This window comes from uncultured Paenibacillus sp., assembly GCF_963515335.1.
Lineage (GTDB): Bacteria > Bacillota > Bacilli > Paenibacillales > Paenibacillaceae > Paenibacillus_I.
In genome coordinates this window covers 1-24,204 of the sequence record NZ_CAUPYC010000037.1, presented here as the reverse complement: position 1 = coordinate 24,204, position 24,204 = coordinate 1, and the positions used below count along the sequence as shown (strand labels likewise).

The 24,204-nt window shown below is 57.3% G+C and carries 20 protein-coding genes and 1 pseudogene; 5 read left to right on the top strand and 16 right to left on the bottom strand.

All coding sequences use genetic code 11. From position 1 onward, the window contains the following. Positions 1–152: 152 nt before the first annotated feature. The 7 genes from RWM61_RS12785 to RWM61_RS12755 form a co-directional block, all read right to left on the bottom strand. Positions 153–2,117: a glycoside hydrolase family 15 protein gene (locus RWM61_RS12785; RefSeq protein ID WP_314001315.1), complete on the bottom strand. Its 1,965-nt coding sequence runs from the start codon at positions 2,115–2,117 to the stop codon at positions 153–155. A gap of 1 nt (position 2,118) precedes the next feature. Beyond that, the gene (glgA, locus tag RWM61_RS12780; protein ID WP_314001313.1) at positions 2,119–3,561 is read right to left on the bottom strand and encodes a glycogen synthase GlgA; all 1,443 of its coding nucleotides are present in this window, start codon (positions 3,559–3,561) and stop codon (positions 2,119–2,121) included. 32 nt (positions 3,562–3,593) lie between these two features. Next, on the bottom strand, positions 3,594–4,706 hold the full coding sequence (gene glgD, locus RWM61_RS12775) for a glucose-1-phosphate adenylyltransferase subunit GlgD (RefSeq protein ID WP_314001311.1): 1,113 nt from the start codon (positions 4,704–4,706) through the stop codon (positions 3,594–3,596). After that, positions 4,703–5,866, bottom strand: coding sequence for a glucose-1-phosphate adenylyltransferase (locus tag RWM61_RS12770; protein WP_314001309.1), 1,164 nt, complete (start codon positions 5,864–5,866; stop codon positions 4,703–4,705). Before RWM61_RS12770 ends, glgD begins: the two co-directional genes overlap by 4 nt. A gap of 399 nt (positions 5,867–6,265) precedes the next feature. Further along, entirely contained in the window at positions 6,266–6,538 is a 273-nt protein-coding gene (locus RWM61_RS12765; RefSeq protein WP_314001307.1) for a DUF1294 domain-containing protein, read from the bottom strand. A 6-nt stretch (positions 6,539–6,544) separates the two neighbouring features. Further along, complete coding sequence (gene helD, locus RWM61_RS12760; protein ID WP_314001305.1) at positions 6,545–8,896, bottom strand: RNA polymerase recycling motor HelD; 2,352 nt, start codon at positions 8,894–8,896, stop codon at positions 6,545–6,547. 289 nt (positions 8,897–9,185) lie between these two features. Next, positions 9,186–10,649 carry a DHA2 family efflux MFS transporter permease subunit gene (locus RWM61_RS12755; protein ID WP_314001303.1) on the bottom strand — a complete coding sequence of 488 codons (1,464 nt, stop codon included), beginning with the start codon at positions 10,647–10,649 and terminating at the stop codon, positions 9,186–9,188. Between the two features lie 212 nt (positions 10,650–10,861). On the opposite strand from RWM61_RS12755, the gene RWM61_RS12750 reads away from it, so the two are divergent. After that, positions 10,862–11,467 (top strand): TetR/AcrR family transcriptional regulator, encoded by a 606-nt coding sequence (locus tag RWM61_RS12750; protein ID WP_314001301.1) that lies wholly within the window; start codon positions 10,862–10,864, stop codon positions 11,465–11,467. A gap of 203 nt (positions 11,468–11,670) precedes the next feature. Here RWM61_RS12750 and RWM61_RS12745 read toward each other — a convergent pair whose 3' ends face one another. From RWM61_RS12745 to RWM61_RS12715, 7 genes are all read right to left on the bottom strand, one after another. Further along, entirely contained in the window at positions 11,671–11,988 is a 318-nt protein-coding gene (locus RWM61_RS12745) for a hypothetical protein (protein WP_314001299.1), read from the bottom strand. Positions 11,989–12,057: 69 nt separating this feature from the next. Beyond that, on the bottom strand, positions 12,058–12,840 hold the full coding sequence (locus RWM61_RS12740; RefSeq protein ID WP_314001297.1) for a spore coat protein: 783 nt from the start codon (positions 12,838–12,840) through the stop codon (positions 12,058–12,060). Between the two features lie 103 nt (positions 12,841–12,943). Further along, positions 12,944–13,174, bottom strand: a complete 231-nt coding sequence (locus RWM61_RS12735; RefSeq protein ID WP_314001295.1) for a hypothetical protein — start codon at positions 13,172–13,174, stop codon at positions 12,944–12,946. A gap of 92 nt (positions 13,175–13,266) precedes the next feature. Beyond that, a complete protein-coding gene (locus RWM61_RS12730) occupies positions 13,267–15,558 on the bottom strand; it encodes a chlorophyllase/cutinase-like alpha/beta fold protein (protein WP_314001293.1) in 2,292 nt (763 codons plus the stop codon). Positions 15,559–15,601: 43 nt separating this feature from the next. Beyond that, on the bottom strand, positions 15,602–17,050 hold the full coding sequence (cls, locus tag RWM61_RS12725) for a cardiolipin synthase (RefSeq protein WP_314001291.1): 1,449 nt from the start codon (positions 17,048–17,050) through the stop codon (positions 15,602–15,604). 153 nt (positions 17,051–17,203) lie between these two features. Beyond that, entirely contained in the window at positions 17,204–18,079 is an 876-nt protein-coding gene (locus RWM61_RS12720; RefSeq protein ID WP_314001336.1) for an ROK family protein, read from the bottom strand. Between the two features lie 153 nt (positions 18,080–18,232). Continuing rightward, a complete protein-coding gene (locus RWM61_RS12715; protein ID WP_314001289.1) occupies positions 18,233–20,263 on the bottom strand; it encodes a beta-galactosidase in 2,031 nt (676 codons plus the stop codon). 125 nt (positions 20,264–20,388) lie between these two features. Between RWM61_RS12715 and RWM61_RS12710 the strand changes: the two genes are divergently transcribed. The 4 genes and pseudogenes from RWM61_RS12710 (at position 20,389) to RWM61_RS12700 (ending at position 22,161) form a co-directional block, all read left to right on the top strand. After that, positions 20,389–21,234 (top strand): AraC family transcriptional regulator, encoded by an 846-nt coding sequence (locus tag RWM61_RS12710; protein ID WP_314001287.1) that lies wholly within the window; start codon positions 20,389–20,391, stop codon positions 21,232–21,234. 50 nt (positions 21,235–21,284) lie between these two features. Next, positions 21,285–21,350 (top strand): annotated as a pseudogene (locus RWM61_RS20300) (DUF2536 domain-containing protein); the annotation flags it as partial. Positions 21,351–21,441: 91 nt separating this feature from the next. Next, positions 21,442–21,705, top strand: coding sequence for a hypothetical protein (locus tag RWM61_RS12705; protein WP_314001285.1), 264 nt, complete (start codon positions 21,442–21,444; stop codon positions 21,703–21,705). A gap of 261 nt (positions 21,706–21,966) precedes the next feature. Further along, entirely contained in the window at positions 21,967–22,161 is a 195-nt protein-coding gene (locus tag RWM61_RS12700) for a hypothetical protein (RefSeq protein ID WP_314001283.1), read from the top strand. 110 nt (positions 22,162–22,271) lie between these two features. Here the strand turns inward: RWM61_RS12700 and RWM61_RS12695 are convergent, their stop codons facing one another. Next, the gene (locus RWM61_RS12695; protein WP_314001281.1) at positions 22,272–23,780 is read right to left on the bottom strand and encodes an alpha-glucosidase/alpha-galactosidase; all 1,509 of its coding nucleotides are present in this window, start codon (positions 23,778–23,780) and stop codon (positions 22,272–22,274) included. A gap of 108 nt (positions 23,781–23,888) precedes the next feature. Beyond that, positions 23,889–24,140, bottom strand: a complete 252-nt coding sequence (locus RWM61_RS12690) for a helix-turn-helix transcriptional regulator (RefSeq protein ID WP_314001334.1) — start codon at positions 24,138–24,140, stop codon at positions 23,889–23,891. Positions 24,141–24,204: the final 64 nt, after the last annotated feature.

Genomic DNA, 24,204 nt, shown 5'->3' with positions numbered 1-24,204 from the left:
TTTCCACGTTATTGTACCCCGCGCCGGCCCTTTGATGACGGGTTGGAGGGAACAAACAATCCCTCCTTCACTTCGCCCTTCTCCGGCAAAAAAAAGCCGGTCCGCAAGCAGCATTGTCTGCTTGAAGACCGGCCTTGTCGCCGTTCACGGGATTATGAGGACCTTAGCTTCGCGTGCTTCCGCACATATTTGCATACGCTTTGGACGAACGTCGCGTGCGACCATGTGAGCGGCGCGACGGCGAGCGGCGACCCGTCGAACGGATTCAACTGCTCGGGCAGCACGCCGGAATCGAGCGATTTCCCGACGACCCATTCCAACGTGCGGCGCGGCGACGCCAAGTCCGCAAGCGTCTTGGCCGATTCGATTTCGTAATTGGCGATCCACAGCGTGCAGATGATCCACGGATTGCCCGGTATTTTCTCGATATCGCCCGATTGCTGGAAGTAATAGTCGTTCGTGTAGCGGGCGACGCCCCCGACGCCGGTTTTTACCGACAGCCCTTCCTTGATCGCGCGGATCGTGCGCGCGGCACGGCTGTCGTCGACCGGCAGTACGCCGAATTCCCAAATGCCGAACAGGCTGCTCTCGAGCGTCATGTCCTTCACCCAGGCGCCGTCCTTGTAAATAAGCCCCCGCGCGAAGCGCCCGGCTTCCTCGTCCCAAATATGGTCGAGAATCCCCTGCTTGATCGCCTCCGCCGTGCTCCGGTAATGATCGCTTCGCTCGTAATCGCCGAACAGGTCGGTGAAATACGCCGCCGACATCAGGCCGCCGTACACGGAAGCCGCCGTATACGTCCAAATGCCGTAGCGTTCCTCCCACAGATCGTAGCTCGGCTTCGGCAAATTCAGTTCCGGCTCCATAAACTCGCCGAGGAAATTCGCCGCCTTGCGGATGAGACTGCTGTACAGCGACTGCGGCAGCTCAATGACCTGGTGATAGGTGTAGTCCTTCCATAACGCATACAGAACAAGCGCCGTTTCGTCCTCCTGGATCGGCAGCCGGTTCGTTCCCTGGACGACATAAGGGTGCCAACTCGAGCCCACCGTGCCGTCCGGATTGTATTTATGATATAAGTACCCTTCGGGCGAGAGCGTATCCGCGCAAAATTGAAAGAAGGGGGCGATCATGCTCTGATAGCCGGCCAGCGACATCGCCTCCGCGATCAGTGCGCCGTCGCGCGGCCACATATAGCTGTAATGATCGCGGTTGTATTGCAGAATATCGGTATCGTTCGCCGCGATGATGGCGCCGTTCTCGTCCGTCTGCGTGCGCACGATCAGCAGGCTTTTCTTGTACAGATCGACGACTTCCTTCGGCAGGTCCCCGAAATCGGTCACCGTGCGCAGCAGCCAGTGGCGCCAATAAATGACGATCCGGCTGAGCAGCTTCTCCGGATGGCTGTCCGTTACATATTGGTTAAGCTTTTTCACTTCCTCCAGATCGCGGCCGACCGACATCCAGTAGTAGACCGTCTTCTCCCCGCCGGCCGGCACGGTCGTCCCGAACCCGATCGTGCTGTCGACGGAGCCCTGCGCAATGGCGTTGCCCATCAGCGCGCCGTCCTCCGCGTCCCGCCATGTGCCTTCCGCCGAATGGAACCGTTTGATGCCGGTCGAATACTGCGCGATTCCGCCTTCATCCGAGAAGCCGTTGAACATGAAATAGCTTGACCGCTTATAATGGAAAAGCGTGTTGTTCTCGGGATAATACGCGGCCGTGTCCCCGACCTCCGTCCCTTCGATCATCAAATCCTGATGGAAAAAAAGGCGCACCTCGCGGTCCCTTTCGATCGTGCTCCGGACGACGACACGCTTGATGTATATGCATTCCCGCTGATGGACTCCGTCGTTAATAAAAAGCTCAAGGCCGAGCGCATCGTTCCGGGCCGCAATATTCGTCACCAGGGAATCCTCGACATAACCGAGCTCGAAACGCCAGTCGGGAGAATCGAGCCATGAGAAGGCGCCGTCCGCCCAAACGCCGAAACGGCACTGCTGTCCTCCCACATGGTTCAACTGACCGACGTACGGAAAGTAAATGTCGCGAATGTAGCAGGATTTGTCCAGGTTAACGAGCATTTTGCCGTTTCCGACAACCAGATGACGGGCCATTTCAATACTCCTTTCCGTTGTCCGCGAGTTCGCGGTACACCGCGGCATAGTCGCGCGCGGAGCCGCTCCAGCCGTAATTTTCGCAGGCGCCGTTGTCGACAATGCGCTGCCACTCGGGGGCATTCCGGTAAAGCGCTAGCGCCCTGCGCACCGTTTGCAGAAATTCGGCGGCATTGTAACGCCGAAAGCTGAAACCGGTTCCTTTACCTGTATATTCATCATAGGCTTGGACCGTGTCCTTCAGCCCGCCCGTTTCCCGGACGAGCGGCACGGCGCCGTAGCGGAGCGCGATCAATTGGCTGAGTCCGCACGGCTCGAATTGCGAGGGCATCAAATACATATCGGTCCCTGCATAGATCCTTCTCGCGAGCGCGTCGTCAAACTCGAAACGAACGGCGATGCGTTTCGGTTGCTGTGACGCCAAGCGGCTAAGCAGCTTTTCGTAGCGGGCTTCCCCGGTACCGAGCACGACAAGCTGCAGCGATTCGGCCAGAAGCCCCTCCATGGCGCCCTCCAGCAGATCCAGTCCCTTCTGCTCGACAAGCCTCGAAACGATGGCGAGCATCGGCACCTCTTCCGCTTCGTCCAGGCCGAGCTCCCGCTGCAGAACAACCTTGTTTTTCCGCTTCTTCGCCATAGACGTACGGTAAGGATAAGCAATCTCCGGGTCGCGCATCGGATCGAACAGCTCGATGTCGATCCCGTTCACGATACCGGTCAAATCCGGACTGCGGAGCCGGATGACGCCGTCCAGCTTTTCGCCGAGCTCGGGGGTTTGGATCTCTTCCGCATACGTGCGGCTGACCGTCGTCAGCTTGTCCGCGTACAGGAGCCCCGCCTTCATGCAGCTGCCGCCGCCGTAGAACTCCAGCTTGTCCATCGTGAACATATCGCGGCCCACGCCGAGCAGGTCGCAGAGCGTTTCCTGCGAGAACACGCCTTGATAGCGCAAATTGTGTATCGTGAAAAGCGACCGGATGCCGCGATAGGGCGGGATGCCGCGATACCGCGTTTTCAACAGAAACGGAATTAGCCCGGTCTGCCAATCGTGGCAGTGGATGATGTCGGGCACTTCATCTATGTATCGCATGCCTTCCAGCACGGCGAAGCAGAAAAACGCGAACCGTTCCGCCTCGTCGTCATAGCCGTACGGCGTGCCACGCTTGTAGTAGTAATCGTTTCCGATCAGATAATACCGGATGCCGTCAACATATCCCTCCAGCAGGTTGCAGGCTTGATTGCGCCAGCCGAGCTTGACGGTGAAAGACGCGACCCGCCGAAAGGACCGGATCGCGTCATCCCCCGTTTCCCCATATTGCGGCAGGATGACGGACGCCGTCACCCCTTGCGCCGCCAGCGCTTTCGGCAGCGCGCCGACGACGTCGCCGAGACCGCCGGTCTTGGCGAACGGCACGGCCTCCGAAGCCGCGAAAAGAATGTTCATATCGATTTCACCTGCCGCTGGAATGGCCCGTCTCAGATGACCTTGCGCTTCACGGCGATATACGGTGAATCGGTCACGCCGCGGATATCGCGGCCGGGCTCAATATACACTTCTTTATCGAGTATAACATGATCGAGCATGCTGTTCTCCCCGACGATGCCGTTCTGCATGACGATGCTGTTGCGGACGACCGCCCCTTTTTGCACCTTGACGCCCCTGAACAGAATGCTCCCGACGACCGTGCCCTCGATTTCACAGCCGTTTGCGATCAGCGAGTTTACCGTCTTGGCGCCCTCGAGATAGCTGGTCGGCGGCTCGTCCTTGACCTTCGTATAGATCGGGCCCGGCGTGAAGAACAAGCTTTTCCACGTATCGGGAAGCAGAAGCTGCATGCTGTTCAGGTAATAGCTTTGAATCGTGTTGACGATGCCGAGGTAGCCTTCGTATAAGTAGGCATGCACCCGCAGCTTGTCCAGCCGGGACATAATCCCGTGGCGGACCAGATGATCCTGCCCTTGCGCCAACGACGTTTCGACCAGATCGAGCAGCAGATCTTTGCGCATCACGTACATTTCCATCGACACGATGTCGGTCTGCAGCCGGCCGAAATGGTCCTGCATGTCCGTCACCCGTCCGTTGCCGTCGATCTTGACCTTGCGCGCCTTGCCGCCGAGCGAATCGTGCTGTTTCTTGCAAACCGCCGTTATATCGGCTCCGCTCTCCAGGTGTGCAGCCAGAACATCCTTGAAATTGATGTTGCACACCATATGGCTTCTGCAGATGACGACGTAGTCGCCTTGACTGCGGGTAAAGAAATCACGCTGCTGATAGAAGTGAAACAAATCCCCTTTGCGCAAATCGCTCATATCGGAGGCCATCGGGGGCAGCACGAACAGGCCGCCCTGCCGGTGATGCAAATCCCAGCTTTTGCCCGAGCCGATATGATCCATCAGCGACCGGTATTTCGTATGCGCCATAACGGCCACCTTGGAAATGCCCGAATTGACCATGCTCGACAGCGTAAAATCGACCAGCCGGTAACGGCCGCCGAAAGGAACCGTCGCCAGCGGCCGATGCAAAGTCAACGCTTCCAGCTCGTCCGGCTCGTAAATCAGATTGACCACGCCCATCATCTCCATGCTCATGCCTCTACCTCCTTGGCCGCTCCCGCGGGAAGCACCATTTCATCGCTTGCCACCACTTGAATATCTTCGCCCTCCGCCGACTCGATCGCAACGCCGTCCGCGATGACGGCGCCTTCGCCGATGATCGCCCGGGATATCGTCACGTTCTTGCCGATCTGAGCATTCGGCATAATGACGGAATCGCGGATAACGCTGCCTTCGCCTACATGGACGCCGTAGAAAAGCACCGAACGGCTGATGTGGCCTTCGATGAAGCAGCCTTCCGTGATCAACGAGGACGAAACGTTGCCTGCCGGGGAAACGTAATGCGGCGGCTGGTTCGGGTTGACCGAATAAATGCGCCGGTCCTTGTCGTTCAGATCAAGCTGGGATTCCTCGGAGAGCAGGTCCATATTGGCCTCCCACAAACTTTGGATCGTGCCCACATCCTTCCAGTAGTCCTGGAATGTATACGTATTCAGATAAATGTTATCGGCCAGCATCGCTGGGATAATATCTTTACCGAAGTCGTTGCTGGACATCGGATTGTCTTCGTCCCGAATCAAATACTGCTGCAGCACCGGCCAGGAGAAAATATACACGCCCATCGAGGCCAGATTGCTTTTCGGATTTTTCGGTTTTTCCTGAAACTCCGTAATTTTGCCCGTTTCGTCGGTGGCCATAATGCCGAATCGGCTAGCTTCGCTCCAATCCACCCCGATTACGGCAATGGTAGCGTCGGCGCCGCTTTTCTTGTGGTGGTTCAGCATCAGGTCATAATCCATTTTGTAGATATGGTCGCCCGATATGACAAGTACATATTCCGGGTCGTAACGGTCGATGAACCCCATGTTCTGGTAGATCGCGTTCGCGGTTCCTTTGTACCAGCTGCCGCCCTTCGATTTCATGTAAGGCGGAAGCACGGCCATGCCGCCGTCGCGGCGGTCCAGCCCCCAAGGGCTGCCGATTCCCAAATACTGATTGAGAACAAGCGGCTGATACTGCGTCAATACCCCTACCGTGTCGATTCCCGAATGTACGCAATTGCTCAGCGTGAAATCGATAATGCGGTATTTGCCGCCGAAGTGAACGGCCGGTTTGGCAAGCGCCTTCGTGAGCACGCCAAGCCTTTTTCCCTCGCCGCCCGCCAGCAGCATGGCTACCATTTCCTTGCGTACCATGTCCATCACTCCCCGTTCGCGATTTCTGCTTCTCCATGCCAAGTGGCAACTCTCAGCGGATGTTGCTTGACTCTCTCTCTATCCATTAACCGTTACGAGGTGACTTACATCCTCCGGAGAAGGCCGATTGAGACCGCTGTCGTCCTTCCATTCGCTTTCAGAGGGGGAATTTCCTTCCGCGGTCGACAGCTTTTTATGTAAAAAGGCAAAAAATCAGGAATAGGGGAGCGTTCGAGCGGCAAGCGATAAGAAAAAATGGATTTGTTAATTTTCTGTGAACTTAATTTACACAAAAATATGAATAATTTTAATTGTGTTGATTTTTCGGCCGCTGAAATCGGTGATTTATTTGGATTTTGTCAGTTTTTCTGACATATTGTCGATTTATAGAAAAGCTCGTTACCCGACCCAGCCATTATAATAAGCAAGCGCGAGCAGCACCAGATGCAGAGCGGTCAGCGCCGGCAAACCAAGCATAAAGGACCTGTGCTTCGTCTTATGGCGCCACATGCGCATGCCGATCCAGCCGCCCGCGGCTCCCCCGAGCCAAGCGAAAACGAACAGCCTTCGCTCGGGAACCCGCCGCCGTCCTTTCGCGGCCAAACGCTTGTCGGCGCCCATCAAGAAAAAAAGCAGCAGATTAACGGCCGCCAAATAAATGCCCAGCAGCACCGTGCGCTACGCCTCCGTCCGGTACGTTTCGGGCGATTGCTCCGTGATGAACCGGCTCGGCTCGCCTACCGAGAACAGGTGCAATTCATGCATCGCCCGCGTGCATGCCGTGTAAAACAGCTTCCGTTCGTTCTCGTTGCCATAGGTCCGCTCGGACGCGTCGTAGATCAGAACCGCGTCGAACTCGACTCCTTTCGCCAGATAGGCGGGAATGACGCAGACCCCCTTCTCGAACTGCGGCGTATCCTTGGTCACCAGCTTAAGCTCGCCCGCTCCTCCGAGCGAGTCGAACGCCTCCCGGCTTTCGGCGGCGGTCCGGCAAATAACGGCGATCGAATCGAAGCCCTCTTTCTTAAGGTCCCGTATGGTATTCGTCAAACGCCGGTGAAGCTGTTGTTTGTCCGGAACGGTGACGACGACGGGCAGCTTGCCGCTCCGGTTGAACGGCTCGATCCGTTCCCCTCCGGCCACCATACCGCGCGTGAACAACACGATTTCCATTGTCGAACGGTAGCTTCTCGTCAAATGAATCCATTCCGTATCGTCGGCACCGTACAGGCGGGTCAGCGGATCGCTCTCCGCCATTGCGGACATTTGGGCGTAGATCGCCTGATTCAGATCGCCGAGCGCGGTCATGCGGCTGCGCGGGAACAGCCATTTCAGAAATTCAAGCTGGAACGGCGTATAATCCTGCGCCTCGTCGATCAGCACATGACGAACTGCCGTATTAGCCCGGAAGCCTTTCAATCTTTCATTCACATACAAATAAGGCGTCATATCTTCATAGGCCAGCTGCCCGGCATCAAGCCGCTCGACTGTCCGGGAGGCGATCTCCTTCCAGAGCGGAGGAAGGCCGGCACGGTCCGTCAACGTTTCGAATCGGTCCGGATCCGCGAACAACCGCCTGTATAGTCCCTTCACATCGACGAAGCGAAGCAGCTTGACGCGGCGGCGGACCGGCTTAAAAGCTTCCTTGACGATCATTTCGGCAAGGAGCTCTTTTTCCGCATCGAAGTCGTCGAACGATTCGGCTTTTTTCTTCTGCCTCTCCCTTAGCTTATAGTAAGCTCTCTGGTAGGCTTCCTGATCGAGCAGCTCCATTGCTTCCTCCACCCAAGGCTCGTTCAGTTGCGTCGCTTCGAACGTCTTCACTCTCTCCGTGAGCCATTCGCGAATAAGCGCTATCCGGTTCGCCAGCCGTATACCGGCATCCATGCCATAGAAACGGGCGGCGATCTCCTTGGCCGGCACGATTGTTTTACCGTTGAACTTGACCGGCCGGAACAGCATGCCTTCCGTAAGCAAGCTGTCCAGATATGCCTGTATGGCTTCCAGATATGCCGCCGATGACTTGAAGCGGATCGCCTGAAGCCGAATTTCGTATGCTTGGTTGCGCTCGGCGGACAACACGTATTCCAGCTGGTCGAACGAATCCTCCAGCCGGAATTCCTTGCCCAACCGATTTTCCAGATACGCCTGAAAAGTCGTCTGGATCATGTTTTCCTCGCCGAGCTCGGGAAGAACGGACGCGACGTAGCTGTTGAACATCGGATTCGGGGAGAACAGCACCAATTGATCGGCGGTGAGCTCGCCCCGGTAACGGTACAGCAGGTAAGCGACACGCTGCAGCGCCGCCGATGTTTTGCCGCTGCCGGCCGCTCCTTGCACGACCAGCATGCGGCTCCGGTCGTTGCGGATAATCCGGTTCTGCTCCTTTTGGATCGTCGCCACGATGCTCTTCATTTGCGCGTCCGACGTGCGGCTCAGCATTTGCTGCAGCAGCTGGTCGCCGATCGTTATGCCGGTGTCGAACAGGTAACGGATTTCGCCGTCACGGATGACGAACTGCCGCTTGAGCAGCAGTTCGCCCTTCACTTCGCCTGCCGGCGTCTCGTAGACCGCCGGGCCCGGCGGATAGTCGTAATACAGGCTGGATACCGGGGCGCGCCAATCGTACACGAGAAACGTGTCGGCGTCCTCCTCCCGAAACGAAGCGATGCCGAGATAAATCGGCTCAGCCTGCCCGTCGCCTTCCTCCCGAAAATCGATTCGCCCGAAATACGGCGAGCGGGCGAGCCTTCTCAGCTTATCCAGATAACCGGCCGAGTGCCGCTGCGTTCGTTCGCGTTCCGCAAGCAAATCCGCTTGCTGCTTCATGCTGAAGTACGTTTCCGTCACGTCGTCCGACGAGCTGAAATTGACCGTAATCTCATCCCAGAAATGTTTGCGGATGTCGACCGCTTCCGACCGCACATCGCCGATTTCCTTCTCCAAAGCCTCGATTCGCCGGTCCACGCTCGCAACCACGTGCGACACGCGACTCTGCTCCTCCGCCCAGATGCCGTCCGTTTCATTCATGAGGCCCGATCTCTCCCATCTCGCTGATTGCCGTATATTTCGCTTCGCCGGAATTTTCTCCGGGAACGGTTGACAAGATTCATCAATTTGTGGTAACATTATTTTGAGAAATTTCGCTTAAAAATATTCAATTTTTCCCATCGCTTCATTGTATCAGATTTCAAAACGCCTATCAACCCGCCGCGCTTTGCGCAGGCGGGTTTTTACTATCATGAGGCGCACCGAATAACCCGCCCCGAAGTTGGGGCGGGTTATGTGCACTCCAATTCTATTCTATTGTTGCTTGCCGTCAGTGTATAGCCATCGGTGCGGGCTCGCCGGCCGGTTGGGAAGCATTTTTCGGCTTCTTGAGGAACAGCGCGAAGAGAACGCCGACGATTGCGATGCCGACCAGGATGAAGAACGTGTCGTTGAACGCCTTCGTCCCGACAGTCGCCATATCGGTCTCGCCTGATTCGAGGTAGGACTTGAAGCGGCTGCTCATGATCGTGATCAATGCGGCAATCGCAAGCGAGCTCCATACCTGCTGGGCGGCATTCGTGAGAGACGTGACGCGGCCGACCAGGTTCTGCGGCGCCGATTGCATCAAATGCGTGTTGAGCGGCATCATGGACAAGCCCATGCCGGCTCCCAATAAGCTAAGCGGCAGCAGGATCGTGGACACGCTGTCCGTCAGCGATACCTTCGACAAGAGGAACGCTGCGAGCGCGACGATCGACATGCCGGCCACGACGACCGGACGGGCGCCGACTTTGTCGAAAAGCTTGCCGCCGATCGGCATAAAGATGCCTGCGGCCAGCGCTTGCGGCAGCATGATCAGGCCTGTGCGGAATGCCTCATAGCCTTTGCCGTCCTGCAGGAACAACGGGACCATGAACATCGTGCCGAACAGCGCCACCGTCGCAATCCACTGAATGATGATGCCGCGCGTGAAATCCGACGACCGGAATACGCGCAGCTCCAGCAGCGGATTCCGATGCCGCAGCTCGGCGATTATAAACAGGATAAGAGCGACGGCACCGACGGAAATACCGACGATCGTCTTGTCGGAGGTCCAGCCGAAGGCCCCTTCGCTGACGCCGTACGCGAGACCCGCGAACGCGATCGGCCCCAGGATGATGCCGAACATATCAAGTGCCGCGACCGATTGCCGCTCAATGTTCGGCAGGGTGCGCAGACCGGCTAGCACGCCGATAACGCCGATCGGCAGATTAATGAAGAAAATCCAGTGCCAGGTTGCGTATTCAACCAGCCAACCGCCGATAATCGGACCAAGCGCCGGCGCCAGCAGGATCGGGATACCCATCATCCCCATGACGGCTCCGACCTTGCCGGGAGGCGCCAGACGATACGTGAAGGCCATTGCGATCGGGCCGACCATACCGCCGCCGATGCCCTGAAGCACACGGAATACGATCAACTGCTCAACCGAATTCGCCAGTCCGCATAACAATGAACCGATGGTGAACAGGACGACGGAAATCAGAAACACGCGTTTCGCTCCGAAACGGTCCGACAGCCAGCCGGCGAGCGGAATGACCGCCGCCTGGGCCAAGGCGTAGCCGGTAACGGTCCACTGTACGACGTTCAACCCTTGGCCGAAATCCTTCTGCAAAGTGGGTATTGCAACGTTCATTGCCGTACCGTCCAGAATAACCATAAAAAGTCCGACGATAATGGCGATCAACGGCCCCAGGATGTCCCGTACCGACATCGACTCGGCTTCCGTCGCGGATCCTGCTTGTTTCGACATTCTTTTTCTCTCCTCCATCTCTCTCATCCGCATCCCGACGCCGTTTGCCGCCGTTTGACCTTACTGCGGTGCGCGGGGTACAATAGGACTTATGGTACGGGTTTAGGAGTTGCGTCAACTCAAACGGACAATTGTCCGTTTTTTTTGGATATTACCGGACAATTGTCCGGTTGTCAAGCGAACACTTAGAAAAAGCAGGAAGAGGGATAAGTATGCAGCTTCGTGAGGAACGGAAGGATGCCGCCGAACACCGCCAAAAAATACTTCAATCCGCGCTTCAACTGTTCCGCGAACACGGGGTGGGGCAGGTCAGCATGCACCGGATCGCCAAGCAAGCCGGTGTCGGCCAAGGCACCCTTTACCGTAGATACTGCAATAAAAGCGATCTTTGCCTTGACCTGCTTTCTGACAGTTATGCGAAATTCAGGGAGTGCATCAGCCTTTATCTGGAGCAGTCCGCAGCCGAATCCCCGCAAACCCGCTTAAGCGCCGTGCTGGGACTGTGCATCGATTACATCGACGACAAAGCGGATCTGCTTGCGGTACTGAGAACGCTTGGCGGAGAACAGCGGCCGGGCCCGGGCACGGTATATCATAGTCCGCCTTATAGGTTTATGCATGAGTTGTTTGTCCGCTTGATCCTTGAAATCAAGCAATGGCGCAACAGCCCCGACGGCACGGGCGAAGCCGAATTCGCCGCTCATGCGATTATGGCCGCGCTGTGTCCGGACCTGTATTTCGAGCTGCGCCTCGGACAAGGCATGTCCAAAGAACAGATCAAAGAACGGTTCCGTGCTTTTTATGTAGATAGCTTATAAGTCATAAAGGGATACGAAACCGGCCGTATGGTCGTTTTTTGATTCGATCGTTCAGATTACCTTGACCACCGCCAGTCAAGCATGAGGGTCTCTCGCTCCCTCTGCGCATTATCCCCTTCCCTCAGGAACAAACCGCAAATGCCGGCATAAAGAAAAAGCGGGCCGTTTCGCCCGCTCCCTTCCGTTTTCCGCCGCACTCGGCGTTACACCATTGCGCCCGCTTTTTCTACGATCCTAAGCGCTTGTTCATAATCCGATTCCTGTACGACAACCGTAAGCAGAATATCCCTGCCGCTAACCCGGTTTTCTTGGCCGCCGGAGCTCAAGCCGCTTGCGCTCACACTGGCTGCCGCCAGAATCCCGGCGTTCCGGTCAGAAAAGTCGCCGCCGAGTGTAAGATAGCCGAGTCCCGGAAAATCGCCTGTCACCGGATTCTCGATCCGGTCGCTTCCGTCGCCGGGAAAACCGTCGATCCGGTCGATGGCGCTGTCCACGATCTGAAGCGATTTAAGCTGCTCCAACGCCCTCTCCGCTTCCTGCGGACTTTTAAAATAAGCCAATATGTTTTTTTCGGCCATGGCGGCAGCCCGTTATTGAGTCAGCGGGCTCGTATAACCCGCGGTTTGATTGAGCTCATTCGGCGAATCGTTCTGGGAGCCGCCGTCGGATACATTTTGCTGCAAGCCCGTACCGGTACCGTTCTGCTGCTGGCTTGTACCCGCGGCATGCTGCTGCATGCCCCCTCCCGCGTTCGAGGCCGTATGCTGCTGCATGCCCATTGCCGCCGCGCCGCTTTGCTGATGCATCGAGCCTGCGCCTGGCTGCTGCCCGACGCCTGCCGTTTCGTAACGGTGCATCATGGTGTTCGTCGTCATTTCCTTCATCGTCGGCACTTGATAAAAACCTTTATGGTTCATGTATTGCCACACCTCATAGGCCTGCTCCGCGCAATTGACCGCGCTTTGCTGGATGGCGCGGCGAATTTGCGGATCGGCGCATTCGAGCACACCTCTCATTTTCATCGCGGCCGACGCTTTATGGCAATTGAGCATCGCGCTCGCCACGTCGCGGTCGTCCAGCTGATCGAGGGACATATTGGGACTTAAATTCGCCGGGTTGTCCAGCCCATAGATCGGTTGAACGTTCTTAACGGCGCGGTACGCTATCAGCTGTCCCATTCCCTGCTGTTGGAGCAGTTGAACCATACCGTTGTATTCGTTCGTCATGAACTGCAGCTGATGGTCGAGCATCTGCCGCAGCTGCTGGTCCTTCGCATGCGGGCGATACAGCTGGAACTGGTTGATGCCGTCAATCGCAAACGTAAGTACCTCTTGTATCTCCATGACCTCATGCGCGCCTAAATTTGCCGCCATTATGTACAACCTCCTTGTGATCTCGTCGGATTCGGTCGACCCGCGCCCGCCCATTAGTATATCCGGCAGTCAAAGGGCTATACGCAATATTTTTCCAGTTCGCTCACACGCGCGAAAGTCTTTCGATACGGCTGCATATGTCATGCTGCCAATCGGTATCCTCCGTCATGGAGGCGAGAAGCGACATATTTTTTAGATGGGCGAGCTCCCGGCAGAAGGATGCGTTCACCGCCAGGCAGTGCTCCATGTCCGTTTTCTCGGACTCCGTCAAGCCGCGGCTGTTCCGCAGCACCCATAGCTCCGCCAACCGTTCATGCACCGGCAATATCGGCATCGTCCCCACTCCTTTTTATGTACCAGTATGGACGAATTGCCGGCGGTTGAAACGAATCGAAGCGCCATACAGACGGCGGAACGGCGTATGATCTAGGAAGCCGGATAGAAGCCGATATCGTCGAGCATGATTTTGCCCGGGCCTCCCTCCATGCGGAAGACGATGCTGCGGAGGCCCCCCTGCAGCAAGCCCTCTTTGACACGGACGAACGCATCGAACGGGACAATGAATGTCTGGAATACGGGCTCAACCGCGCTCTTGAATTTGCCGTTGTTGAATCGGCGCTCGAGCAGCGGATGTACCGTAAACGCAACGCGCGGCAAGGGCCGCAACGCTTCGAACCGGGACAGCGGCAGTCTCACCGAAACACCGTTTGCGCCTTCGAGCTCAATATCGATGGAAGGCGGGGCAATCGGAGGCGCATCGGCAGCACGGTCCGCTTGCAGATCCCTTTCCAAATCGGCAAGGGAGAACGACAACGCGGACATTTCGTCTCCGCCCGCATTATCCCAATAGCGCCGGTCGAACGAAATACGGTAGGCCGCCGCGCCCGAGCCGTCCCAATGCAGGGTCAACCCGTCCGTCCCTTTCCGCTTGCGGTCCCGGTTCAAGGCATTCTCGTGCGCCCAGCGCTTCATCCCGAAAGCCCGGGCGGTCACGCCGGCGTTCAACGCACGGATGCCCGGCTGCTCGAACCGGCTGACAACCTTCATCCGTCCGCTCTCATAACGCGTAATCAGCCCTTGTTCGCCGAGCCAATGCGATCCGGTCCGCTCGTCCTCGAACAGACCGGCATACCCGTTCCTCCCGTTCAGCGCAAGCTCCAGAAAAGCGGAAATGTACGTTTTTGCCGTGTCCAGCTGCGATTCACGGTCCATAAGCCCGCGGACGTTCAGAAAAAGGCCGCCGGGCATGCTCAGGTCGTATGATCCCCAGGTAGTGTTAAACCTGCTGTGATTGGCGTCCGGTATATAGACGGAAGCTTTGAAACGTTCGGATCCGGCGGAATAGGACGTACGGATGTATTGCTGATCGCCGTAGAAGTTGCTGACGTCCGCGTCGCGCGCGCCCTGCAGCGTCAAGTAATAGACGTCGCGCAGGAACGCGGACTTCTTGTCGACGCTGCGGTCGGTCGGCGCGATCGCGACGACCGCTTCGATCTTGATCTGTTCCAATCCGGCAAGCGTTCGATCGCCGGCAAACCAGCGCGAGCTGTCGGCGGCCATGGCGACCGCTTGACCGCCCCGGGAATGTCCGATCAGCGCGACCTTGCCGAGATCGACCCTGCCGGAGAACGGGTTTCCGGACTGCAGATTGAACGCCCTAATTTGCTGCAGATGCTTCAGCAGCACCCAGGCACGCATTTTCATATCGTTATTCGGTATGCCTGACCAAACGGAGTAATTCAAGAAGTTCTCATCGACGGATACCGCAATGAAACCGCGGCTGGCGAGCAGCTCGCCCAGGTACTCGTACCCGTCGTCCGACCAGTCCTCCATCAAATGATTGCCGTGCGCGATCAACACGAGCGGATATGTCCCGCCGCCTTGCGGCATCCAGACGCGCCCGTTCAGGGGCAATGCGTCCTGGTCAAATCCCCAGTAAAGGGTGCGAAGCTCGGGCCATTTCGTTATATATGCCGAAGCGTCCACTGAAGGCGTAATCAATTCGGCATCCTGTGCGAATTCCTTGCGGCGTTTGTCGGTCCCGCTGCCGTAAGTAAACGCCGTATATTCAAACCCGCCCGGCAGCCCGGGATCGGCGGCGCTCAGCAGAGATACGCCGGCAGGCGGCGTATCCGCTCCGTCCGCGCCGCCGAGAGCCGCGGTGTCCGCGTCGGGGGCGCTTCCCCCGAATGGCCAGTACAAAACGGCGACGCATAGAGCAGCCGCCCCCGCCAACACAGCCGTCTTGGCAAGCGGCCGCAGCCTTAGCCTCAGCCTCAGCAGCAGACCTATCATCATGCCGGCCAACGCGCCGGCGCTAACGTATAAAACCGCAAGAACGACGGACAGCCAAACGCCTATGTCCGCGTAATAAAGGATGGCGAACGTTACCGCCCCGGCGGTTAACCAGCAGCCGGCAAACAGGCGCGGCGCCGGAACACACGCGAGCGATAACAGGGCCGCAATCAATACCCCGCCGATCACCAGTCCGATCGCGCCCAGTATAATCGCCACGGCCGCGTCGAATGCAAACCCAAGGCCGGTCGGCATACCGAGCGCGGTTAAGGCAAGTCCGCCGGCAAGCGCCGCGCCGGTGCCCCATGAACCGGACTGCCACAATGCGGTATCGTTGCGCAACGTAACGGACAGGCGGTCGGTCACATAGCCGGCAAACCTGCGTCTGCGTTGCGGCTCCGTTATGGCCGATTCCGGTTCCATACGCTCACCCCCGTCCGCTGCTCGTTTCTATCTCGATTATCCGTCATAAAATCGGTGATAGCAATCGCGCAAACGACTCCAGTATTTTCATATGAACCGGCCTTGCCTTATATCGGCCGGGCGTAAGCTCGGCGCATTCCGCCATATCTTCCTCGAAAATGCGCGCCAGCCGCTCGGCCGCCCTGGAATCGAACAGAAATGCGTTCACCTCGAAATTGAGCTTGAAGCTGCGGATATCGATATTGGCCGTGCCCACGGAAGCGATTTTACCGTCCACGATAACCGACTTCGCGTGCAGGAACCCTTTTTCATACAGATAACATTTCACGCCCGCCTTCAACAGATCACTGAGATAGGAATACGTCGCCCAATACACCATTTTGTGGTCGGGCCTGCTCGGGATCATGATGCGCACATCCACGCCGGACAAGGCGGCGATACGCATCGCGTTAAGCAGGCTCTCATCGGGGATGAAATAGGGCGTTTGAATCGACACGGTCGATTTGGCCGCGTGAATCATTTTGATGAAGCCGTTCTTGATCTGCTCCAGCTCTTGATCCGGTCCGCTGGCGACCACCTGCATGCCGACCTGGCCGGAGCCCGCATGCTGAGGAAAATAGCGGGGCTCCTCCTCGATTGCCCGCGCCGGGCAGGACAAATTCCAATCGAGCATGAACTGGCGCTGCATCTCCAGCACCGCGCCGCCGCTGACGCGCAGATGGGTGTCCCGCCAAAACCCGAAGCGCGGATCAAGCCCCATATATTCGTCTCCGACGTTAAGCCCGCCAACGTAGCCGTATTTCCCGTCGATGATCGCAAGCTTCCGGTGATTCCGGTAGTTGACGCGCAAATTCAAATAACGGATGCGGGACGGGAAAAAGGCCGCGACGTACCCGCCCGCCGCCGCAAGCGGCTCGAAAAAGCCGTCGGGCAGCGCCGAGCAGCCGATATGATCGTAGAGCAGCCGCACTTCAACGCCGTCCAGCGCTTTGAGGGCGAGCGACTCGATCAGCCTGCGCCCGCACACATCGTTGCGGATGATGAAATACATCAGATGGATGTGGTCCTCCGCCCGCTCGATGTCGCGGAGCAGCGCATCGAACTTCGTCCGGCCTTCCGTGAAAATATCCACCTCATTGTCCTGCGTAAAGAAAGCATGACCGCCCATCAGGTTCATATACATCATATCCCGGTAATCGGCCATGGCCGGGTCGTTGAACACGATCCGGCTCTCGGTAAAGCGGAATTGCTGCGCACGCTGAAGCGCCTGCAGCCGCAGCCGGTTTTCCGCGCTGATGCGGTATATTTTGCGGCGGCTCAAATTTTGGCCGAGAATAAGGTACAGAATGAAGCCCACACCCGGCAAAAACAACAGCACCATCACCCATGCCCAGGTGACGCCGACATTGCGCCGTTCCAGAAAAACGACCGCCGCCGCAAAGAAAAAGTTAAGAACGGTGACGGCCGTATATAAGTTTTGCAGAATGCCCATCGACAGCCCCAACCTTTACATGAACAGATTGCCGATCCGATTGAATAAAGCCGCCGCCGGCCGCCTGCAAAAAAACCTCCCCGGCTTGCGGCGCCTGAACGCGCCCGGCCTTCGGGAGGGATTTTTATGAGCGGTCTGCGGCGGCTAGCCGCTTTATCGGCCGAGCGCCGCCAAGCCGAGCGCCAGGGATCCGCTCAATCCGGCATTGTCGCCGAGTCCCGGCGGAACGATATAGGAATCGATGCCGGAGAGAATCGTTTCATGCGCCACGTAGCCGTTCAGGTTGCGCTGAACCTCGGCGCGAATTATCGGAAAAAGCTGCTCCTGGTGCATGACGCCTCCGCCCAGGATAACTTTCTTCGGCGACAGCAGCACGATTACGCCTGCCACCGCCTGTCCGATATAGAACGCTTCCATCGCCCAGGCGGGATGATCCTTCGAAAGCTCTCCGCCCTTGACCCCCCAGCGCTTCTCGATCGCCGGACCGGCAGCCATGCCTTCCAGGCAATCGCCGTGATACGGGCAATTTCCCGCAAACGGATCTTCCGGATGACGTCTTGTCAGGACGTGGCCGCCCTCCGGGTGCAGCAGGCCGTGCACGAGCTTGCCTTCGGCGTACACGCCGACCCCGATACCGGTGCCGATCGTATAATAAACGCAGCTGTCCAAGCCCTGGGCCGCTCCCCACTTCGCTTCGCCGAAAGCCGCGGCGTTCACGTCGGTATCCCAGCCGAACGGCACGTCGAACGCGCGTTTCAAGGTTCCGAGAAAATCGTAGCCTGCCCAACCCGGCTTCGGCGTCGTCGTGACGCGCCCGTAGGTCGGACTCGAAGGATCGATATCGATCGGGCCGAACGTCCCGATGCCGATCGCGTCCACCTGTTTGTTTTGGAAATAATCGATCACATTGCGGAGAGTGGTCTCCGGCTGCTCGGTCGGGAAACTGACACGATCCTCGATCACGCCGCTCTCATTGCCGATACCGCATACAAATTTCGTTCCGCCTGCCTCAATCGCGCCGATACGCAACATAAGTGCCTCCTTCAGACTCGCCATAATAAATGTATGTACTTGCCGATTGTTTAACCTTCAAAATTATAGCACAACGCCCCTTCCGGTGTCCTGTGTCAGTTTCGGGACGGCCGGAGGGGCGCACAATGATTTAATGAACTCAGTATATTATTATTCCCCTAAAATCGCCGCGCCTCTGCCCGGAACGGTTATCGTTCCCGTCCGCGTCTGTCCGGTGAGCAAATCCGACAGCCGCCTGTCGCCGACATCGACCGATACCTCTTCGGCATTATGATTGAGCAGGAACAGGACCGAACGTCCGTCCTTCGTCCGCCGGGACGCTTCGAGTCCGGCAGGGGCCGATCGGACGAGCGGCTCGATTCCTTTTTTCTCGCACAGATGGCTCGTCAGGCTCCACAGGAAAGCGGCGTCGGGGCTTGTCGCCACATACCAGGCTTCGCCCCGCCCGAACCGATTCACCGTCACTGCCGGCATGCCCGCGTAGAAATCGTCGCCGTACTCGGCGATCGCTTCCGCGCCCTCCAGATGAACGAGGTCGCAGAGCAGGCCGCATTCGTATTCGCTTTTAAATCCGCCGACGCCGCCCTTGACGACGATCCGGTTCCGCTGATCGGGAAAAAGCGCGTCGATCTCTTCCGCCCAAATGCCGAGCACCTTACGCAATTCGCCCGGATACCCGCCCGTCGTAACGATGTCGCTCTCGTTGACGATGCCGCTGAAAAACGTCGTCAGGAATGTTCCGCCGGCGGCGACGAACGCTTCCACTTTGGCCGCATATCCCGGCTTCACCATATACAGCACCGGTGCGATCACAATGTCGTAACGGCCCAGATCCTCGTCCGTGCCGATCATGTCGACCTGGATGTTCTGCTTGAAAAGCGCATCGTAATAGTTGTGCACCTCATTCACGTAATCGAGCTCGACCGTCGGTCCGCTCGACAGCTCAAGGGCCCAGCGGTTTTCCCAGTCGAAAACGATGGCGACCTTCGCCTCCACCCGCGCGTCCAGCAGGCTGTCGCCAAGCTTGCGCAGTTCGCCGCCGAGTTCGGCGCATTCGCGGAACACGCGGGTACGCTCGTGACCCACATGCTCGATGACCGCGCCGTGATATTTCTCGCAGGCGCCGACCGATCGCCTGAGTTGAAAAAACATGACCGTGTCGGCCCCGCGCGCCACCGCCTGGTAGCTCCACAAACGCATGACGCCTGGCCGCTTCAGCGCGTTGATGGCCTGCCAATTTTGCTGGCTCGGCGTTTGCTCCATGAGCATGAACGGCTGCCCGCTTTTCAGCCCGCGCATCAGATCGTGAACCATCGCCGTGTAGCTGACCGGTGTCGTCAGGGACGGATAGTTGTCCCAGGAGACGACGTCCATATGCTTCGCCCACTCGAAATAGTCCAACTCCCGGTAGGTTCCCATCAGATTCGTCGTCACAGGCAGATGCGGCGTATGCTTTTTCAGCGCGTCGTATTCGAGCTTGTAGCACGCCAGCAGACTGTCGGACTGAAACCTCCGGTAATCGAGCGATATGCCCTGGAAATTGGTGCGGCTGCCGTTCCACTCCTCGCTCAGTTCATTCGGCACGACGACTTCGTCCCAGTCATAGAACGTATGCCCCCAGAAGCGGGTGTTCCATGCCTTGTTCAAACGCTCCAGCGTGCCGTACCGCGCCCGCAGCCACCGGCGGAACGCCTCGGCGCAATTGTCGCAGTAGCAATAGCCCCCGTATTCGTTCGACACATGCCAAATGACGACCGCCGGGTTGTCCTTGTAGCGCTCGGCCAGCTTGGCGGCGATCAATTGCGAGTATTTGCGGTAGGTCGGACTGTTCGGGCACGAGTTGTGCCGCCCTCCGAATTTGCGCTTGCGGCCTTGGTAATCGACGCGCAGCACATCCGGATACTTCTTCGCCATCCAGGCCGGGTGGGCGCCGGTGCTTGTGGCAAGACAGGTGCAGATGCCGTTCCGGTACAGCCGGTCGATCGTTTCATCCAGCCATGCGAAGTCATACGTGTCCTCGTTCGGCTGGTTCAGCGCCCAGGAAAACACATTAAGAGTCGCCACGTCGATTCCCGCCAGCTTGAACATGCGGATATCCTCGCTCCATATTTCGGCGTCGTCCCACTGCTCGGGATTGTAGTCGCCGCCGTACCATATTTTCGGAAGCCTGTCGTTTATCACGTTGGCACTTCCTCCCTATATGAATTTATTTACATTGTAGCGCTTACACATAGGCAGTTAAATATAATATTATAGAGAAGTGATATAAGAATATGGCACATATTCGCGAAAGGGAGCGACGCCGAATGGGGAACGTTGTTCAGGAGGTTCACCGCCGTTTTGAAATATCGCAGACCGACGCGCATCGGCTCCCGCTGTCGGTGGAGAGCGTCGGATGCCACCCGCTTCAGGAGAAAACGGTTCGTCCGGGCGGTTACCCGCGATACCATTGGCTGCAAACGGCAGGCGGCCAGGGTGAAATCCGGTTTGAGGGCAAAACGTATGTTTTGCCGCCGAACACCGGCGTATTGCTGCTTCCCGGCGTTCCCCATGAATACGAATCTACCGGGGAAAGGTGGCGGACGGCCTATTTGACCTTCGGCGGCCCGGCCGCGGAATCAATCCTTGCTTCCGCCGGCATTACAGGCTCCAGTGCTTTCGCTTGGGAGCGGGGCGCTCCGCACGCGGGCATGATCGAAGCCGCAGTGAACCGGCTGGAAACGACGGGAGACGTATTCGGCCTTGAGGTTTCTTCGGACGCCTACCGCTTTTTGATAACTCTGGTCCGGTATGCGACGGAATACGGCAAGCCGTCCGGCTCGCCCGGACGGCACGACAAGCTGCGCATGCTGGTTGAGTGGATGGAAACGCGGTACGCGGACCCGGGAGTGGGCCTGAATGATATTGCGGACGTGCTGCAGGTGTCCAACCGCCGTTTGAACGCGCTTTTTCACGAGGCATTCGGGCTGTCGCCCTATGCGTATTTCATTCGGCTGCGCATCCGCAAGGCAAAGGAGCTGCTCGTCCGCTCGACGTCGCTTACCGTGCGGGAAGTCGCCGAACGGGTCGGCTTCCGGGACGCCAGCCATTTTGTCGCCACGTTTCGCAAAACGGTGGGCATGCCTCCCGAGCAATACCGGAAGCTGCACTGAGAATTACCCGCCGCGATTGATGGCGTCCGCCCCGGCACACCCCTCATGTCGTATTCGACCCGAACGCGGGTAAAATGCTGTACAGCGCGGTCGTTCACTTTCGGGCCAAATCGTGATACAATGATGTATCCGCAAAAGCTTGACATCTTTCGTGCCGGCCGATATGTTTACAAAGTCCAAAAATCCAATTATAGGTGGTAAAATCACATGGCATTCAACCCCTCCATTGTCGACATTGAAGCTTTTGACAAAAACGAGAAAACCGGCTTGTATCAGTTCGTGGCCACCCTTCCCGACCAGTCGAAAGTTCGTCTGTTCATGAGCAAAAATCCGAAATGGAAGCTGGAAGACGTGAACCGTCTCCTGAACAACCCGTGCCCGATCTGCCGCAAGGATTACTACTGCAAGTGCATGGAAAGGCATATGAGCTCGCTTGAAGCGTCGGCCATCGAGAAAATCAACGGGCAGTAATCCGCCATTGCGTCGCCAATCGCCAAAACAAGCCGATGCCGGTAAAAACCGGCTTCGGCTTGTTTTTGTTGACGCGGCCGCTCATCTTCGAGAGGCCCCGGTAGAGGTTTTCTCATGAGAAAATTTTTACATGGTTACAATCTTATAATAATCGTAGTAGTCTGCCTATGTGTGTGCTAAAATGAACGACGGCCGTCATTACATACAGATTGCTATTATCGAAATTCGACATTATCCCCATCGAACAGGAGAGTAACCGCAATGAGGGTTGTAACCAAAGACCAACATGAAGCCCGTGTGGAGGCCGTCCTGGAGGTCGTAGCCGAAGTAACGGGCAAAACGCCCGTTCCGCCGTCGTTCAAGGACAAATTGTACGGCATGAGCTTTGATGAATTGGGAGTTTTCGTGCTCAACGTGATAAAAACCCGATCCGTCGACGGGCTCGACCGTCCGTAGAAATAAGGATATTAATATTTGCTGCCTCATCTCTCGTGGTTTAGCGAATAGCATGCTCTATTTGCGAAAACTTTTCGCTAATTTTCCGCCTTGTTCGCGCCATTTCTAAACTAGGATTGCGCCGCCGCGGCGCGATCCTTGCCTTTATCCGCCTCTGCGGCATTACGGTTCGCCGCGTCCCGGTCCTGCCGCATCTCCTCGACCGTCTTCACCTTCAGGCGGGCCGCCCCTTCATACGAGCGTGTCGGTATCAGATTGCCGGCCGCAAGCCGCTCTTTCGCCGCTGCGATCGCCGCGCCGTATTGCGGCAGCCATTGCTCCTGCGCCGCCAGCATTTCGTCGACCATCTGCCAGATTTCCTTCGGATTGCAAACCGCTCCGACGAGCGGATCCATCATGAACGCTTGCCGCAAAAGCCTGTCGTCCCCGTGCACGGCCGCTTCCACCGCCAGCCGCTGCACGGAGATGCTGGCGTTGCAAACCGCGGCCGGCCCGAGCGGCAGCTCGCCGACCAACGGCATCGAGATGCCGTTGCCGTCCGCATAGCCCGGAGCTTCGACGATCGCGTCGTCAGGCAGGTTGGCGATGACGCCGTTGTTCACGACATTGAAATGCCCGCGGTACACCCTTCCCGTCTCCAAGCCTTCGATGATATAGGAGCCGTGCTCCTGCCCCCGGTTCTCGGGAGCGTAAGTCATGGCCGGTTCTTTCATCCAATTCGGAAAATCGGTCTCAAACCAATTGCGCCCCTCGGTGCATACACGCAGATATCCGCCGGTTTCCCCATTGATCCAGGACCCGAGATCGATCCACTCCTTGATCTCATTCGGCCGCTTGCGGTACCAAGGAACGTATTCGCTCAGATGCCCGTTCGATTCGGTGCTGTAGTAGCCGAACCGCCGCAGCATATCGATCCGCACCTTTTCCGTTCTGCTGAATTCCGGATGGTTCTCGAACGCTTCAAGCAGCCCCTGCGTAAGGTCTTCCCCGTTGTGCCGGATCTGTACGTACCAGGTTTGATGATTAATGCCGGCGCAGATAATATCGACTTCCGTCTGCTTCAAGCCGTATGCCTCGGCAATCTGCCGATGCCCGTGCTGTACGCCGTGACACAGCCCGATCGTGCGGACGCCGCCGTATCGGTTGCACGCCCACGTCAGCATCGCCATCGGGTTGGCGTAGTTGAGCAGCAGCACATCCTTGTCCGCAACTTCGCGGATATCTTTGCAAATGTCCAGCATCACCGCGATTCCTCGCTGGCCGTACATAATGCCGCCCGCGCACAGCGTATCGCCGACGCATTGGTCCACACCGTACTTCAACGGGATATCGACATCCGTCGCAAAAGCTTCAAGACCGCCGACGCGAATCGTACACAAAACATACTTCGCGCCTCTCAGTGCTTCACGCCGGTCGGTCGTCGCCTGAATCCGGATGGACAAGCCGTTCTCGTCAATATCCCGTTGGCACAGGTCTGTAACCATGTCCAGGTTGTGCCGATTGATGTCCGTGAATGCAACCTCAATGCCGGCAAACTCGGGAACGGACAGCAAATCGCGAAGCAGGCCCCGCGTAAACCCGATGCTCCCCGCTCCGATAAACGTCACTTTAAAAGACATAATAAACAACCTCCTTTTCGGTTTGGCGAACGTTAAATCCTGTCCCCATTGTAGCAAGCGCCGATCCGGAAGCGTTAACAATTTCGTAACCTGTTTGCCTGCGCGGTGTCAAAAATTCTCACTTTCATAATACTCATCATCATCATAATGATGGGTGGACGCCGATTTGCGGTAATCGACAGGCGTCATCCCGGTATGCTTGCGAAACAGCAGGTGAAAATATTGCCGGCTCCCCACGCCCACATAATCGGCGATATCGGCCACCGGTATCGCCGTCTGCCGCAGCAGCATTTTCGCCCGCTCCATCCGAAACGCCGTTAGATAAGACATGAGCGGCATTCCGACGCTTCGTTTGAATATACGCTGCAGATTATAATGCTACATATAATCTAGACAGTAAAAAAGGAGTTTCTTAGTTGTATGA